The following is a 16,453-nucleotide window of genomic DNA, read 5'->3' as shown; positions in this document are numbered from 1 at the left end:
TACTGCAGGCTTTCAAATTCAACGCCCAGCGCCAGCGCGATGCCGGCACCGATGTTGCAGAGATGCGGGAAGGTTTCGTTACGGATACGTGGCCCCATATGTGAAAGGGGACTCCGCCCGGTCTTTCGTCCACGCTCCTCCCGATTCATCGATTTTTCGATTTATATCACAAGATTGCGGGAATCCAGGAGGATAAAACGACAGGATGTCTCCGATATCAGCCGCACACGTCGCTACATGACCTCACGCAGAATGGCGGAAGTTCTGGCGGCGCCGCCGAGATCGATATCCGGCTTGCCTGGCTTGGGTCGGGACAGCGCCGTCTTCACGGCCTCGACCAGCATGTCCGTCGTCAATCCCGCTTCCGGCAAGGCCAATGCCAATCCCAATCTCTCCAGCCGCTCGGCTCGGACGGATTGCTCCGTCTCGCCGCCGGCGGTGAAAGGAACCAGAATGGCGCGGCAGCCGGCCACGAGAAGATCGCCGACCGTATTATAGCCGGCCTGCGAAATCGAAAGCTCGGCGCAGCGCAGAAGAGAGGGAAAATCCTTGCGGAAGCGAACCAGTTCGACATTACCGGGCGCGTCGCTGGCGAGCTCAGCATAATCCCGCTCGGGGAGGTTCGGCCCGGCGATCAACAGCCAGCGGCGATCGCTTGCCACGCGGCTTGCCGCTTCCAGCGAGGCGCGGATAAGGTCGCGCCCGACAGCGCCGCCGCCGGCTGAAACGACGATGTCGAAGGTTTCGACTGGTTCCGGTGGCAAAGCGGGTGCGACAAGACCCGTGTAGACAATCTTGTCCGCGATCGCCTCGGTCAGGGGAAAGGTCTCTTCCAGCCGGACGAAATGCGGATCGCCATGGACGAGCACACCATCAAAATAATCGCGAAGCAGGCCGACCGTCTCTTCGTCGCGCCCCGGTTTCTTCTGCTGCTGCAGAATGTCCCGCACCGAGGTGTAGAGCCTCGGCTTCGGATCGGCTTCAGAAATGGCATCGAGCAGCGGCAGAAGCTCGAAACGCATCTGCCTGCGACCGAAGGGAAATGCCTCGATGATGACGACATCGGGTGCAGCCTGCCGGAACGCCTCCAGCAGCAAATCGCGTCGGCGGGATAGAAACTCTTCGCCCACCGGATCGCCGGACTGATCGGCAAGACCAGAGAAGCCGGCGCTGCTCGCAACCACGGCCGGCAATGTCACCGAGGTGACATCCGCGCCGGGAAATCCGCTGACCGGCACGCCGCCGGTGACCACCGCCACCTGACAGCCGTCTTTCGCCAGCGCGCTGGCAATGCGGCTCGCCCGCGCCAGATGGCCGATACCGAGCAGATGCTGAACGTAGAAAAAGACCCGCAAGGGTGAAGTATGCGAGGCCGTCATGCGGACTTCCGCCATTGATCTTCTTTCTGCCATTGCTCCTCGAACAGCCCGGTCAGCTGCCGGATGCTGGCGTGATAGTCGAAATGCTCGCGCACCCGCCTTTCAGCCGCATCACCCAATCTGTGGCGCAGTGCCGGGTTGCGAATGGCGGATTCCAGCGCGCCGGCGAGCGCCTGCGGATCCTCCGGAGGAACGACAAGACCGTTCGCACCATCTTCGAGGAGTTCGGGAACGCCGGAGACATCGGTGGAGACGCAGACAAGACGCTGGCTCGATGCCTCGACGAGCACGTTCGGCAGCCCGTCGCGATCACCGTCGGCCGCCACCCGGCAGGCGAGCGCGAAGATATCGGCCTGGCGATATTGGGCAAGCACGTCTTCCTGTGCCAGCGCACCCTTCCAGGTGACGCGGTCGGCGATGCCAAGCGTATCAGCCAACGCCTTGAGTTTCGTCAGGCCATCGCCGCCGCCAATGTGGGTAAAGCGCCAGTTGAGATCGCCGGGAAGCAATGCCAGCGCCTTCAACAGCACGTCGTATCCCTTCTTCTCCACCGCACGTCCAACGCTGAGGATAAAAGCGGGATCGGAAGCGTCCTTGCCATCGCGGCTGGAATGTTCGCCGGTGAAGGAGCCGAAGCGATCCAGATCCAGCCCGTGATAGCTCAGATGGACCTTGTCGCCCGCTCCGACCAGATCGCGCATGTGCTCGAAACCGGTGCGCGTGCAGGTCACGGTCCAGCGGGCGCGGCCGAGCTTTTCCGAAAGCTCCCAGTCCGGTGACGTCCAAATATCCTTGGCATGGGCCGAACACGTCCAGGGAATGCCCGTCATGATGCTGGCATAGGATGTCACCGAGGCCGGCGTATGGATGAAATGCGCATGCAGCCATTCGCCGCCATCGGGCCATTCATGCGCCAGCACCAGGGCCTGACCGAAGCGCCGCACGCGGTTAGGCGTAATATCCCGCTTGAGATCGGTCCAGAACTGCTTCAGGAGCAGCTTGAACCCGGGCTTGCCGATACCGGCAAAGAAGGCGCGAAGCACCCTCAACGGTTCGTTGTGCAGATATTCGGGCAAGTAGACCACGCGCGCCTTGATCTCGTCATGGACGGGATGGCGCTTCTTGTCCGTAGGCTTGCGCATCGAAATCAGCGTCAGGTCGAAGCCGGCCTTTTCCAGGCCGAGCAGCTCCTGCGCGATGAAGGTTTCCGACAGGCGGGGATAGCCTTTCAGGACCACCAGTATTTTCTTCCGCATCGACAGGTTCCGGTGATCTACTCGGCAACGATCGATAGCGGCGTATAGCGCTCGCGGTCATCGAACCATTCGCCGACGGTGCGCGAAATATGCACAAGCCCTTCCAGGCGCATGTTGCTGTTGCTCGCCGAAGGTGGCGCCCTGTTCGGCAGGCGCTTCAGGGCAGCGGCAAGCTGCTTCGGATCGGCCGATTCTTCCGGCAGCAGCATGTCGACGAGGCCGAGTTCGCTTGCCCGCTGCGCGCGGATGAGCTGCTCCTCGCGCGGCCGCGTACGCGGAATGATCAGCGCCGGCTTGTCGAAGGACAGGATTTCGCAATAGGTATTATAGCCGCCCATGGCGACAACGGCTTTGGCGCCGGCGATCAGCTCTTCCATCTTGTTGTCGAACTCGATGGCTTGCAGACAGTCGATCTTGCTGGCTCGTTCCAAAAGCTGACCGCGTTCCTTGGCGGGCATATAGGGACCGAGCACGATCAGCGTCTTCTGCGTGAGAGAGCTATCCCCTTCGAAAGCGGCAATGACATCGCTGACGAGATCGGCGCCGTCGCCGCCGCCGCCAGTCGTCACCAGGATATAATCCTCGTCAGGCACATGTTCCGACTTCGTACCCAGGGTGGAAACACTGCGCTGCAGGAAGCCGACGAACTCCATCTTCCGGCGCACGCCGGGGGGAACGTCGAGGCCGACGAGCGGATCGTGAAAGTCCGGCGGGCCATAGACCCAGACGCGATCGTAGAACTGATCGATCTTCTGCAGGACGTTGTTCTTCTTCCATTCGGCTTCCAGGAGATGCGGCGCATCCATGACGTCACGCATGCCAAGAACGAGCGTCGTGCCGCGCGCCTTGAGATAGGTCAGCGTCTCTTCGACCTCACCTTTCAGCCCCATCGGCTCCTTGTCCACGATGAAAACATCGGGCTGGAAGGTTTCGGCTGTGTGGCGAATGATCGATTGCCGCATCTTCAGCGTTTCCTGCAGCGCGACATGGCTCGCCATAGACGTGTATTCGCCGTCGCGCAGCTTGATGACGCTCGGCACTTTGACGAAATCGACACGGGCGCGATAATCGAATGCGCCGGCGATTGTCGCGCCGGATATGATCAGCACATTCAGGCCGCGATAGTCCTCGACAAGCGCATGGGCAATCGTTCTGCACCGCCTCAGATGGCCGAGACCGAACGTGTCATGGCTATACATGAGGATTCGAGCATCTTCTAAGCGCCGCTTCATAGGCAAAAACCTCTGGGGGTGAAAGTTATACGCGGTATGTCGGCAAACGACATCCGCGGGCCGCTTCTCGAATTGCAATCCTGTCTTCGCCGTTCATCCTGCTATTTGTAGGGATCGGCGGCATCGCGCAAGCCGTCTCCTAAAAAGTTGAACGCCAGAATGACCAAAATCACCGGGATCATAGGGAAAAGGAGCCAGGGATAGAAGGCGATGACGCTGACGCTTCTTGCCTCGGTCAGCAAAATACCCCAGCTGGTGATTGGCGGGCGAAGCCCCAATCCGAGGAAGCTGAGGGCGGTTTCGCCGAGAATCATGCTGGGAACAGAGATCGTCGCCGTGGCGATGAGATGCGACATGAAGCCGGGAACGAGATGGCGGCCGATGATGCGGCGCGTGCTTGCGCCCATCAGTTGCGCGGCGAGCACGTAGTCCTCCTCCCGCAGGGACAGAAGCTTCGAGCGCACGGCGCGTGCAAGGCCGGTCCAGTCGAGAATGCCGAGAATGATGGTAATGCCGAAATAGACGATGATCGGACTCCAGCTCACGGGCATGATCGCCGCCAGCGCCATCCACAAGGGCAGGCTCGGCAGCGATTGCAGCACCTCGATCACGCGCTGAACGAGGAGATCGAAAAGACCGCCGTGATAGCCCGCCAGACCGCCGATGACGACGCCGAGAACGAAGCTGATCGCTATGCCGATCAGCCCGATCGTCAGGGATATGCGCGCGCCGTAAATGATGCGCGACAGCACGTCCCGACCCAGTCGATCGGTTCCAAGCAGATACATTTGCCCGCCGACGGAAGGGCAGACCAGATGAAGGTTCGAATCCACCAAACCCCAGAAACGATAGGCATCGCCGCGGCAAAAGAAACGGATCGGCTGCACGTCCGAACGATTGTCGGTATAGACCCGGCGCAGCGTATCGATATCGAGCGTCATTTTCCGGCCATAGACGAACGGCCCGATGAACTCGCCCTTGTCGAAGAAATGAACCATCTGCGGCGGCGAATGAATGTAATCGACATTGCGGCTGTGCAGTCCGTAGGGAGCCAGGAACTCCGCAATCAGGATCATGCCGTAGGCAAGCAGCAGGAAGATGCCGGAGGCGAGCGCAAGCTTGTGCTTCCTGAACTTCCACCACATCAGCTTCTTCTGCGAAGCCATGTAATAGCGCTGCTGGCCGGCGGACATGGCTTCGAACTGATCCGGATCGAAATCCGCGTTCGAGACGTAATGCTCCAGGGGAGCACCGGGTTTTGGCAGAGATACGCTCACTTTGTACTCCTGCCTTGCAAGCGGATGCGGGGATCGAGAAAGCCGAGCGCGATATCCGAGATCAGCACGCCGATAACATTGAGAAAGGCGAGAAACATCAGAAATGAACCGGCAAGATACATGTCCTGGCTTTGCAGGGCCCGGATCAGCATCGGGCCGGTCGTCTCCAGCGACAGCACGATGGCGGTGATCTCAGCGCCCGAAATGATCGACGGCAGGATGGAGCCGATATCGGCGACGAAAAAGTTCAGCGCCATGCGCAGCGGATATTTCACCAGCGCCTTCAGGGGGTGTAACCCCTTGGCGCGTGCGGTGATGACATATTGCTTCTGCATCTCGTCGAGCAGATTGGCGCGAAGGCGGCGGATCATGCCCGCCGTTCCTGCCGTGCCGACGATGATGACCGGAATCCACAGATGCGACAGGATCGAGCGCGCCTTTTCCCAGCTCATCGGCTGTGAGAGATATTGCTGATCCATCAGATGGCCGATCGACACGCCGAACCATACATTGGCGAAATACATCAGGATCAGCGCCAGCATGAAATTCGGGATGGCAATGCCGAGCAGGCCGAGGAAGGTCAGGCCGTAATCGCCCCAGCTATATTGATGGGTGGCGGAATAGATGCCGATCGGGAAGGCGATCAGCCAAGTCACGAGAATCGTCGTCATCGATACGAGAATGGTCAGCCACAAGCGGTCGCCGACGACATCCGAAACCGGCAGCTGATATTCGAAGGAATAACCGAAATCGCCATGCAGCATTCCGGCAACCCAATGGACATATTGAAGCGGCATAGGCTGATCGAGGCCGTATTCGTGACGAAGATTCTCGATCTCCTGAAGGTTCGCCGTCTCGCCCTGGGCGCGCAGCTCGGCGATCTGGCTTTCGAAGAAATCGCCAGGCGGAAGCTGGATGATCGTGAAGACCAGCATCGAAATGACGATCAGGGTCGGTACCATCACCGCGATGCGCCAAAGGACATATCTAAGCATTCCGGCGATCCTCCTTCATCCAGAAGGTATCCGGCATGTAGACACCGAGAAAACAGGTTGGATCGAAACCGTAAAGCGCCTTCTCCGGCACGTTCTGCATGCGCGCCGAATGCACGATCGGCTGCAGCGTGGCGTTGATGAGACCGATGGAAAAAACCTGGTCCGTATAGATCGACAGCATTTCGTGCCAGATCTCGGCGCGCTCGAAGGAAGAGGCGGCCGCCTCCCATTCGCGGAGCAGCTTGACGAGTTTGGCCGCCTCCGGAACATCGGGCGCGACACCCTGCGTCTCGCGCGAAAGATAGTACATGCCCCAGAGCGGCCACTGCATCTGGTCGTCGGTTGTCGGCGCCAGTTCCGCCGGGTTCATGTCCGCTGTCGGCACGCCATTGTCCAGGCCATACCACAAGGACATCAGGATACGCCCGCCCATGGCGCGGCTGCGGAAAATGTCGCGTTGCGATACACGCGTGAACAGCGCAATGCCGACCTTGCGCCAGTGATCGGTGACGAGTTCGAGGACGTCCGCATCCAGCGGACTTTCGCCCGGTGTTTCAACCGTGATCTCCATGCGCCGCCCGTCAGGCAACAGGCGAACGCCGTCTTCATCGCGTTTGGCAAGACCGGCGGCGTCCAGCAGCACATTGGCCCGATCCGGATCGTACGCAATCCAGGCCGCCGCATATTCGGGCTTGAAGAGAGGGCTGTCTGGCAGAACCGTGTTGGCGCTTTCGGTGCCGAGACCGTAGAAGACGGCCATGTTGATCTCATGGCGATTGATCGCCAGCGACAGGGCCCGCCGCACCCGGACATCGCGCAAAACGTCTCGCCATACGGTATCCGCGCTGTTCAGATTGGGAAACAGTGCGACCCGCGACCCACGCGCCGCCTTCCAGAGATTGACCTTGATCGGGTGCAGCCTCTCCGCTTCCTTGAGGAAGGTGTAGTCGTTGAAATCTATGCCGTTTGCCTGCAGATCGCTTTCTCCCGCGCCGGTCTTGGCAGCGATGATCGCGGAAGAGCTGATGTTCAGGATCATCCGGTCTATATATGGCAACTGGCGGCCGTTTTCGTCGACGCGATGGAAATAGGGATTGCGCTCGAAGACGAACTGCTCGGCCGGTGGGGCGGTCGTGTTGCGCCAGGGATCGAGTACCGGCAGGTTGGGATTTTCAGGCCGGTAGGAACGGGCCATCTTGATATGAAGGTCCTGCCATTTCTTGGCGCGGTTTTCCTTCATCAGCGAGGAAAGGCGAATGCTGTCCTGATATTTCTTGTGAAACTGCTTCAGATAATGCGCAGGGCCGGCAATGACGAGCGGCTGCGGCGCGGCCAGGATCGGCAGGAAATCGGGATTAGGATCATCCCAGGAATAACGCACCGTCAGTTCGTCGAGCAGCTCGAAGCGCGGCAGGCTGCCGTGCGGGCGCAACTCCAAGGCGCCGCCGCCCGGTGTCAGTTCCTTGTTGAGGATGACGTCTTCCCACCAATAGCGGAAATCATAGGCCGTGAAAGGATGCCCATCCGACCATTTATGTCCGTCGCGCAGCTTGAAGGTGAAAACCATGTCGTTGACGGAGGTGAATGACTCCAGAATATCAGGTTGCAACGACAGGGTACGGTCATAGCCGACGAGACGGGCATAGCCATATATCGTCATGAAGCGGATATCGTTCTGGCTGCCGACAATGGTGCGCACGGAGCCGCCATATCGACCCGGCGTACGGCCCATGGCCGCGACGTTGACGATGCGCGGGAATTTCGGCAAACGCTTGGCAAGGTGCGGCATCTGGCCCGCCCTCAGCCAATCAGCGAAATATTCCGGCTCGTTGTCGACGTCGGCTGCGAGAACGGGCTGAGGCAGAACGGTAGAGGCCAAAAGGCCAAGAAAAGTGCGCCGATTGATCATTTGCGCAGCTCCCGGGCACCGAGCCCTCGGCGGGCGCGCACGAAATGTCCCCCGCCCAAATCGGCATAGGCCAGATCTCCGTCCGCTCCCTCGGAGAATTGCGGCCCCCATTTCTGCTTGGCTGCGGCGCCTTCGCTGCCCAGGGCGGAGAAATCCAGCGGCCGGTCCAGATCGGGAAATGGCACCGCCGCAAGCAGCGAGCGCGTGTAGGGATGAACGGGATCGCGCAGGATGATCTCGCGCGGCGCGATTTCGACGATGCGTCCACGCGCCATGACGGCAATCCGATCAGCCATATAGTCGACCACCGCCAGATTGTGCGAAATGAACAGATAGGTCAGGCCGAGTTCTTTCTGCAGGTCCTTGAGGAGGTTGAGGATCTGCGCCTGGACGGACACGTCGAGAGCCGAGACGGGCTCGTCGAGGATCAGAAGCTTCGGGCCCAGCGCCAGAGCGCGCGCAATTCCGATGCGCTGGCGCTGACCGCCGGAGAAGCTGTGCGGATAGCGGCTCAAATAGTGCTTGTCGAGCCCGATCGCCTGCATCAGCGCCTTGACCTTCTCCTTGCGCTCGTCGCTATCCCCCCGCCCATGGATTTCCAGGGGTTCGCTCAGGATGTTGCGGATGGTCATGCGCGGAGAAAGCGAAGAGACCGGGTCCTGGAAAACCATTTGGATCTTCGTGCGCAGATCCATCAATTCATCGCCCTTGACGGCCAGCACATCGATCTTGCCGCTGCCGTCATCGAAGGTGACGGAACCGCTATCTGCGGTGACACCGCGCATCAGGATCTTGCTTACGGTCGTCTTGCCGCAACCGCTTTCCCCGACCAGGCCGAGACATTCGCCGCGGCGAATATCGAAACTGACATCATCGACCGCACGGAACTTCGTGCCATCCCGCCGCCCGAACAGCCCGCCGGCCTTCGAGGTGTAGGTCTTGGTCAGATTGCGCACGCTGAGCAGGACATCGGGTGCGGTGCCCGCAGCCGGCACACCGTTGCCGATAAGCTTCTTCTTCCCCGAGAAAGTGCCGAGATTGACCGGGACATCCCGCAAGGATTTCAATCGCTCTCCCGGCTTCATGTCGAAATGCGGCACCGCCGACATCAGCGCCTTCAGATAACGATGCTGGGGCTGGCGAAAGATCGTATCGACGGGACCTGCTTCCATGATCTCGCCGTGATAGATGACCACGACCTCGTCGGCCATGTTCGCAACCACGCCGAGATCATGGGTGATCAACAGCATAGCCATGTTGAACGTCTGCTGGAGATTGCGCAGCAGGCCGAGGATCTGCGCCTGGATGGTGACATCCAATGCCGTCGTTGGCTCGTCGGCGATCAGCAGCGCCGGATTGCAGATCAGCGCCATGGCGATCATCGCGCGCTGGCGCATGCCTCCGGAAAGCTCGAAGGGATACATGTCGAAAGTGCGAACCGGATCCTGAAAGCCGACGAGGTTCAGCATCTCTTCCGTCTTTTCGCGCTGCTCTGCTCGACTGGTGCCCGCGCTGTGAATGCGAAGCGCTTCACTGATCTGGTTGCCGACCGTATGCAGCGGCGACAGCGAGGTCATCGGCTCCTGGAAAATCTTTGCCATGCGCGCGCCACGCAGCCCGCGGATCGCGGCGCCGTCGCGCGGCAGCTGGAGAATATCGGTCGTCTGACCGTTGAGCGGATCGGTGAAGAGAATCCGGCCCGTCGCCTTTGCCGCCGTTGGGAGGATGCCCATGATCGATTGGCTGATGATCGACTTGCCGGAGCCGGATTCGCCGACAAGCGCCGTAACCTTGCCTGGAAGCACTCTCAAGCCGGCGTTCTTGACGACGCGCAGACTATCTCCGTAAAGGGAAAACGAGACGTCGAGGTTCTCGATACGCAGTAGATCAGTCCCTGACGCCATACATATTACTTCCCGCTCACATGACCTTTGTGGCCTTGGACGGCACACTAACGTAGGCCATAACGGGTGTCTAGCTGGTCAAAGCAATGCGGAGACTGTAAAAAAACTGTCGCCTTTCCAGTGATATATCGGCTTATGCTGAAGCGCGAGGCATGCGCAGTCACGGAGTCAGGTTTTCGACTTGAAGACGGCTCTCGAACTTCTTGGCGTCCCTATGCAAGAGAATGACCTGTTCGGCCTCGGAGAGGCTGTCTGGTGCCGTCTCCTGAAAGATCTCGAGCGCGCCATTGGACGGCGTCGCGGCTTTCGGGGAGACGACGGTGAAGCGCTGGCGCACACCGCGCAGCTTTTCCTCTCCCAACGTCCCCCATTCGCAATCGGTGTAGCTTGAGAAAGCCTGGCTCGCGACGACTTCGGTCCCATATTTCTTGGTCAGCGACTGTAGGCGCTCGACCTCATTGACCGCCGCGCCGAATGCCGAAAACGTCAAGCGGTCCCTCAAGCCGACATTGCCGAACATGACGTTGCCGACATGCAGGCCGATCCCATAACGCACTTCGCTCAAATTGCGCGACTGGCGATCGCTGTTGAGTGCCTTGACACGGCGTTGCGCCTCGAAAACAGCCGAAAGTGCAGCTTCGCAAGCCACCTTTGACGGGTCCTTGTGCCGCCCGCATGGGTAGACGGCGAGAAATCCGTCGCCAAGGAAACTCAGGATTTCGCCGCCATTGCGATTGAACGGCGCTGCAATCGCGTCGAAGAACTCGTTGAGAGTATCAATATAGGCCTGGCGCCCTTCCTTTTCGGCATAAACCGTGGATTGCCGCATGTCGCCCATGACGAGGGCCGCACGGATCGTCTCGCCGTCGCCGCGGCGAATTTGGCCGTTCAGCACGCGCTTTCCGGCATCGCCGCCAAGATAGGTGGTCAGCATATTGTTGGCGAGCTTGCCGAGGACCGCCATCTTGGCGGCCATGGCCAGATGGTTTTGCATGCGCATCAGCGCGCCGATCATCTCTTCGCTAAAACCGCCGATGCTGTCGGTTGACCAAGAACCCATCATCCCTTGCACCGAGCCCGCGCCGAAAGTCTGCACGAAGGCCATATAATCGGTGACCCTCTCCTTGCGCAGATCCTCGAAAATCGGAAATTCGACCGCGCCGTCGACATCGATCCGGCGACGCAGGTGCTGAAGATTGTTGGACAGGAGGTAATAGTAGGGGCTCTGCACGAAGCGTTCCGGTTTCTCGTTCCCATGCCGATAGCCCTCGATCATTAGACCGCCGGCGCGACGCCAGGTAAAGCCGAGCGCATCATAGAGCGGATGAAGCATGGAAAAGGTCAAATGCACGCGCTTGAGCGGCATCCCCGTCGCAGCCATACGTTCGCAGAAGCCGCGAACGATGGTCTCCAGGTTTTCGCCCGTGAGTGCCGCCTGTGTCAGCCATTCCGCTACTTTATCGAGAAGAAGATCAGAAACACTCGAATGGATAGTCATTGTCCCCGCGGCCTATCTTGCAATGCCCCATGTCTCGCCGGCCATGGAGCACCGGCTTTTTCGCCGACGTCCACTTCCGGAATTTCCGGCCTATCGTTCAAGGCTGGATGAAACAATCATTCAACGGTACCAGCGCGTTCCCTTCCTACCCCTGGATCGCGCGGGCACCAGAAAAATCGACTGCATCTCTCACGCCCCCGCACCAGAAATGCAGCAAAACGACAGCCGTCGCAATCGCCGACTCTCGTTTTGTTCTCTTTCAGATAAGGCGCATATTCAGCCGAAACAATGGGCTAAACCGAAATGGGTCGATAAAAATCACGACTGAAACCCATGGCCAGCTGTGCGTGGCAATCGAAGATCATTCGCTCGCGGCAAGCTCGGGCGGCCTCTTTTCCCGCAGCGCCATGGCCGCCATCGCATAACCCCCGCTCGCTCCGTCGATGAAATGCATGTGGTCGCGCATCAGGGGGGTCGGCACGAAACAGGTCATCAACGCGCTATCCTGGCGATGCAGACCAAAACGGCAGACACCCTCCGCCTCGGCCTGACGCAAGCGCGCCTCGATACGCTCAAGATGCGTGGCGTCGACATCGATCGTCATTTTCAGGCCATCGTCGAACTTGCGAAAATCGGAATTCGCCGCGAGATCACGCCGGTAGATCTTGGCATCAAAGCTTCCAGCCCTCGCTCCGAACTTAGAGAGAACCCACAACAGAATGACCTGCGCGTCAATTGCAAGCTTGCGCCACCAGCGATTGGCCGGGGTGGCCGAAGCCCGCGCTTCAATATCGGCGCCACCGAAACTCAATGCCGGCGTCGGACCTTCAACCGGGACAGGGTGGCCGTCGCGGCTCTGCTCTGCGGAAATCGCGATGATATCGGCGACCAATTGCTGAAATTGCCGACCATTTCCACCCTCGCCGGGAATGGCGATGATGGAGACGATCTCGCCATTTCGCGCCTTGATCGGGTTCCAACGACAGGAAAGGCCCGTGAGATCTGGCTCCTCCTTCTCCGGCGGCGCTTCGACGATGAAGCGTCCTGCCTTCATTTGTCGTTCCGCCCAGCTCGTGCCGCCGCCGGAAAACATGGCGTAGGAAACATGGTCGCTCGGGTTGAACCGCGCGACCTGCACGTCGAACCCCTCCCCGCGGATTGCACTCATCGGCACCAAAGCCGTGCGCAGATCGAGTTGCAGCTCCTCCATCACCCAGCCCCGTACTGCCATAAGCGCCCGTCGCGCCCGCCCCGCGCCGGAAGGCGGGACGGCGACCAGTGCACCATCCCCGCCGAAGGCGAAGGGATAGTCGCCTCGGTCCAAAGCGTTGAGTACGGCGGAAATCACGCTGGCGCCTGCCATGTTGACCGATTTGTAATGTCCGGCGGCAATCGCCTTCGTGGAGCTGACGATGTCGGCGATCGCAATCAGCCAGTCATCAGGGAGGGGCTGGTAATTGGCGCTGTCCGTCACGCCTTCGAAACGCGTGAAACCCGCAAGCTTATGGAAGAAATCATCATTGGATGGCTCGGCCATGATATCTCCCTTCATTGAGCGCGGCGACAATCTATCCCTACAGCAAATGCGTCGAAAATCTAGCGGGTGGTCGACGCCGCAATGCCCGCCGTGCTACGCCCACCGCGGGAGAGGCACAAGACGCCAAGGATACTTCAAATACGATGAGCCGCCTGGATAGTTTCATTCGCCGCCTCAGCGCACAGCGCGACATTCTCAACGCCGTTGCCGATGAGGTGAAAACGCTTCCCGGCCCGGTGCTGGAGCTTGGCCTCGGCAACGGCCGCACCTTCGATCACCTGCGCGAACTTTTTCCCGATCGCCGCATTATTGCCTTCGACCGGACGGTCAATGCCTACGGTCCTTCGATGCCGTCGGCCAACGATCTTGTGCTCGGCGAGATCAAGGACACGGCGAGAACCTTCATTGGCGCCGAGGCCGCGCTCGCCCATGCCGATATCGGCACCGGCTACGAGGACAAGGATGCGATAACATTGAGCTGGCTGCCCGAGATCATGGCTGGGGTGCTGGCATCGGGCGGGCTTGCGGTCAGCGGCCTTCCTCTCGATCATACAGATCTCGAGGCGCTGCCCCTGCCCTCGAGCGTCAAGGACGGCCGCTATTTCATCTATCGCCGCAAATAGACTCAGCGCAGAAACAGAACGTCGAACTGTTCGCCTTCGACCGGCAGTTCAGCCACTTTCATGACCTGCTCGCCGTCTTCGAAGAACGCAAGACATTCGCTATAGTGTCCGGCGAGATCGGCGATGAAGTCCCTGGTCTGATCCTTGCCGTAGAAGGCCGGGGTGAATTCCATATAAAGCGGCACTTTGCGGGCCATCAGCGCCCCCATCGAACGACAGGCAACCGGCTCATAGCCCTCGATGTCCATCCAGATCAGCCCGATATCGGCGGAATCGACGCCTGCCTGCAGGAGAATATCGCCGACCGGCTGAACAGGCACCGAGATCTTCTCGTCGGTCGGGCTCTGCCGCAACGCGCTGCTTTTGCCGTGATTCTTGTGGTTGAGATAGAAATCGAGCTGCCCCTCGCGATCGCCGGCGGCGCAATTGACCGCCGTCACCATCTCCTGCAGGCCATTATCGGCAATATTGACCGTCAGCAGGCGGAAATTGCGTGGGTCCGGCTCAACGCTGACGATACGGTCATAGGCGCCGCTCAAGGCAAAATAGCAGGTCTGCGTGCCGATATTGCCGCCGAGTTCCAGGAGCGCCGATCCTTTGCGCAACAGACCGTGCTCGCGCAATACGCTCAGCAGGCGATCGACATGGTCGCGTTCGAAATGCCCTTTGCGAAAAACCTTGCGGCCGATGTAGTCCGCCGGCGAGAAACTGAGGACGTGATCCCCGCAATCGACCGTCATCATCTTGACGCGGGGCCCAATTGCACTGACGAGGATATCCCGGCCCAGCCTGGTGTCGAAGAAGCGCGTGGCGATCGCATCGCGCTTGCGGCGAAAAGCCCGTCTCCAGTATTTTTTTGTGAGAATCCTACGGTCGAACATGAGGGCCATCTCTACACCGGCGCCATTGCATTGCAAACGGACAAGGTCGACGGTGCCGCCATGCTCTGAAAATCAGGCAAAGTGGGCGCTCGCCTCCTTCGAGACGATATAGACCCGCAAGGGCTCACCCCGGCCTCTGACGGCAATCTCCCGGCTTTCGGTGCCGGCAATATCTGCTTCCGAAAGCTGCGCCACCGGCTCCGAAAAGACGAGCGCGGTATTGAACTCCTTGGCGACGCTTTCAAGGCGGCTGGCGACGTTGACCGTATCGCCGATCGCCGTCACGTTCTTGACGGTGCCATACCCCATCGAGCCCACCACAGCGAGGCCGGTATGGATGCCAATGGCGATTTCGAGTGGGGCAGCCAGTTCATCAGCGAGTTCCGCACTGAGCTTGTCGATCTCGCGGATGATCGCCGCTGCGGCCTTCAATGCCTGGCGATTGGCCTCCTTCGGGGTCGTGCGAAGGCCAAAGAGTGCCATGGCGCCATCGCCGATGAACTTGTCCATCCGGCCACCATTTTCCTCGACGATGCGGCCGACGATGGCGAAATAGCGGTTGAGCAGGAAGACGATGTCGAAAGGCAGCCGCGATTCCGTCAGCGACGTGAAATGGCGCAGATCGCAGAAGAAGACGACGATCTCGCGCTCGCGACCGGGACTTGCCGCTTGGGTATAGACCGGAATCGTCGCCTCAGCCATCGGCGTCAGCAGCGGCACAACGCTGACGTTTCCGGTCGGACGCAGTTGACAGGCAAGCCTGACATCCGGCGTGGCGCCGATACGGTTCAGGGTCTTCTGCTCCAACGGCTCGGGCGGCGGCAGGTTTTCCACCCCCTCGATGATTTGCACGCGGCAGGTGGAACATTGCCCCTTGCCGCCGCAGACCGAATAATGGGGGATACCGCCGAGACGGCTTGCCTCGAGCACGCTGAAGCCACGCGGTGCGTGCACGACTTCCCCGCCCGCGTAACGAATGGCGACCTGATATTGCCGCTCTTTTAGCCTGCGATGCGCGCGGAAGGCGAAAAGAACGGCGATCGACAGGCTGAAGGCGCCATAGAATCCGGCGCGGTACAGCCATAAGTCTTCCGCCATTTTACTGCCAGGCGCCGAGCCTGACTCGCCGAAGCTTCGCACATCACTATAGTAGCCGCCGGGATAGCCGCGCTCATCCTCCTGGGCGACCTCATGCGCCACCGTCTTGCCCATTGCGGCAAAGCCAAGCAAAGCGAGGATCGGCAGAACGATGGCGAGCGACAGCATAACGGGGGCGATCGCCATGTACCAAGAGCGGTAGCGCAGCCAGAAGTGAACGCCGATGCACCCATGAAGCCAAACGATCAGGAGGACGAACGACTGGCGCATCCCATTGAACGGCGACGTCACCCACAGGGTGCGCACGATCGCCTTGTAGGTATCGTGATAGCCGTAGACCTCATGAACGATGCGCGTCGCAACTATATGGTCGATCAGCAGGAGGGGGACCAATAGACCGGTAACGATCTGAAAAGCCTCGCCCGCGGGCATGACGAGCGTCCTGCGCTTGTAGAGCATTCGCATCACAAGCAGGATATGCAGGATCAGTGCCCCATAGAGCAGCACGGTTCCGACCGGATTACGCCAAATCGCCATGAACCAATGCTGCGCATGTTCGGCCATGCCGAGCGAGATCAGGCCGAGGGAATGGTTGGCCAGATGCATGATGACGAAAACGAAAACGATCAGACCTGAGCCGAGACGCAGCTTTCGCACGAGGCGATCGGTCATGAATGGCTTTCTTGCCTCGATGGTCATCAAACTCAATGTATATTGCCCGTTCACAACAGATCCGAAAACGGCTATCGCCTATTCATCTACAGCGGCGCGCGTCATATATGACGCGCAAAGGTCGCTGTAACACTTTTAATCTGCTGCATAATTATCCTCAAATCGATTCTGATTTAAGGAATTATGCAGTAG

Annotated in this window: 12 protein-coding genes; 1 reads left to right on the top strand and 11 read right to left on the bottom strand. The window is 59.7% G+C overall.

The window, feature by feature from the left end; all coding sequences use genetic code 11:
• Nucleotides 1-233: 233 nt before the first annotated feature.
• From I8E17_RS20315 to I8E17_RS20275, 9 genes are all read right to left on the bottom strand, one after another.
• Entirely contained in the window at nt 234-1,379 is a 1,146-nt protein-coding gene (locus I8E17_RS20315; protein ID WP_069610465.1) for a glycosyltransferase, read from the bottom strand.
• Entirely contained in the window at nt 1,376-2,641 is a 1,266-nt protein-coding gene (locus I8E17_RS20310; protein WP_176727954.1) for a glycosyltransferase family 4 protein, read from the bottom strand. The genes I8E17_RS20315 and I8E17_RS20310 overlap by 4 nt, the downstream gene beginning before the upstream one ends.
• Nucleotides 2,642-2,652: 11 nt before the next feature.
• Entirely contained in the window at nt 2,653-3,867 is a 1,215-nt protein-coding gene (locus I8E17_RS20305) for a glycosyltransferase family protein (protein WP_069610298.1), read from the bottom strand.
• 101 nt (nt 3,868-3,968) lie between these two features.
• Nucleotides 3,969-5,144, bottom strand: coding sequence for an ABC transporter permease (locus I8E17_RS20300; RefSeq protein WP_069610297.1), 1,176 nt, complete (start codon nt 5,142-5,144; stop codon nt 3,969-3,971).
• The gene (locus tag I8E17_RS20295) at nt 5,141-6,139 is read right to left on the bottom strand and encodes an ABC transporter permease (protein ID WP_069610296.1); all 999 of its coding nucleotides are present in this window, start codon (nt 6,137-6,139) and stop codon (nt 5,141-5,143) included. Before I8E17_RS20295 ends, I8E17_RS20300 begins: the two co-directional genes overlap by 4 nt.
• On the bottom strand, nt 6,132-8,048 hold the full coding sequence (locus I8E17_RS20290; protein WP_069610295.1) for an ABC transporter substrate-binding protein: 1,917 nt from the start codon (nt 8,046-8,048) through the stop codon (nt 6,132-6,134). The genes I8E17_RS20295 and I8E17_RS20290 overlap by 8 nt, the downstream gene beginning before the upstream one ends.
• Entirely contained in the window at nt 8,045-9,952 is a 1,908-nt protein-coding gene (locus tag I8E17_RS20285) for an ABC transporter ATP-binding protein (protein ID WP_069610294.1), read from the bottom strand. The genes I8E17_RS20290 and I8E17_RS20285 overlap by 4 nt, the downstream gene beginning before the upstream one ends.
• 160 nt (nt 9,953-10,112) lie before the next feature.
• Nucleotides 10,113-11,450 carry an adenylate/guanylate cyclase domain-containing protein gene (locus I8E17_RS20280; protein ID WP_069610293.1) on the bottom strand — a complete coding sequence of 446 codons (1,338 nt, stop codon included), beginning with the start codon at nt 11,448-11,450 and terminating at the stop codon, nt 10,113-10,115.
• 361 nt (nt 11,451-11,811) lie between these two features.
• Nucleotides 11,812-12,987: a DUF3095 domain-containing protein gene (locus tag I8E17_RS20275; protein ID WP_069610292.1), complete on the bottom strand. Its 1,176-nt coding sequence runs from the start codon at nt 12,985-12,987 to the stop codon at nt 11,812-11,814.
• Nucleotides 12,988-13,130: 143 nt separating this feature from the next.
• Here I8E17_RS20275 and I8E17_RS20270 point away from each other — a divergent pair, with 143 nt between their 5' ends.
• A complete protein-coding gene (locus I8E17_RS20270; protein ID WP_069610291.1) occupies nt 13,131-13,610 on the top strand; it encodes a class I SAM-dependent methyltransferase in 480 nt (159 codons plus the stop codon).
• A gap of 2 nt (nt 13,611-13,612) precedes the next feature.
• Here I8E17_RS20270 and I8E17_RS20265 read toward each other — a convergent pair whose 3' ends face one another.
• Both I8E17_RS20265 and I8E17_RS20260 read right to left on the bottom strand, forming a co-directional pair.
• Nucleotides 13,613-14,491, bottom strand: coding sequence for an FkbM family methyltransferase (locus I8E17_RS20265; RefSeq protein WP_069610290.1), 879 nt, complete (start codon nt 14,489-14,491; stop codon nt 13,613-13,615).
• Nucleotides 14,492-14,563: 72 nt separating this feature from the next.
• Nucleotides 14,564-16,288, bottom strand: a complete 1,725-nt coding sequence (locus I8E17_RS20260; RefSeq protein WP_069610289.1) for an adenylate/guanylate cyclase domain-containing protein — start codon at nt 16,286-16,288, stop codon at nt 14,564-14,566.
• Between the last annotated feature and the right edge of the window lie 165 nt (nt 16,289-16,453).

The organism is Rhizobium sp. AB2/73 (genome assembly GCF_020871915.1).
Classification (GTDB): Bacteria; Pseudomonadota; Alphaproteobacteria; order Rhizobiales; family Rhizobiaceae; genus Rhizobium; species Rhizobium dioscoreae.
This window is presented reverse-complemented; position numbering and strand designations above follow the sequence as displayed.

What these genes read in the sequence shown, in the direction of transcription:
- I8E17_RS20315 (WP_069610465.1), bottom strand. Translation starts at nt 1,379, where the DNA reads ATGACGGCCTCGCATACTTCACCCTTGCGGGTCTTTTTCTACGTTCAG.
- I8E17_RS20305 (WP_069610298.1), bottom strand. Translation starts at nt 3,867, where the DNA reads ATGAAGCGGCGCTTAGAAGATGCTCGAATCCTCATGTATAGCCATGAC.
- I8E17_RS20295 (WP_069610296.1), bottom strand. Translation starts at nt 6,139, where the DNA reads ATGCTTAGATATGTCCTTTGGCGCATCGCGGTGATGGTACCGACCCTG.
- I8E17_RS20290 (WP_069610295.1), bottom strand. Translation starts at nt 8,048, where the DNA reads ATGATCAATCGGCGCACTTTTCTTGGCCTTTTGGCCTCTACCGTTCTG.
- I8E17_RS20285 (WP_069610294.1), bottom strand. Translation starts at nt 9,952, where the DNA reads ATGGCGTCAGGGACTGATCTACTGCGTATCGAGAACCTCGACGTCTCG.
- I8E17_RS20280 (WP_069610293.1), bottom strand. Translation starts at nt 11,450, where the DNA reads ATGACTATCCATTCGAGTGTTTCTGATCTTCTTCTCGATAAAGTAGCG.
- I8E17_RS20275 (WP_069610292.1), bottom strand. Translation starts at nt 12,987, where the DNA reads ATGGCCGAGCCATCCAATGATGATTTCTTCCATAAGCTTGCGGGTTTC.
- I8E17_RS20270 (WP_069610291.1), top strand. Translation starts at nt 13,131, where the DNA reads ATGAGCCGCCTGGATAGTTTCATTCGCCGCCTCAGCGCACAGCGCGAC.
- I8E17_RS20265 (WP_069610290.1), bottom strand. Translation starts at nt 14,491, where the DNA reads ATGTTCGACCGTAGGATTCTCACAAAAAAATACTGGAGACGGGCTTTT.
- I8E17_RS20260 (WP_069610289.1), bottom strand. Translation starts at nt 16,288, where the DNA reads ATGACCATCGAGGCAAGAAAGCCATTCATGACCGATCGCCTCGTGCGA.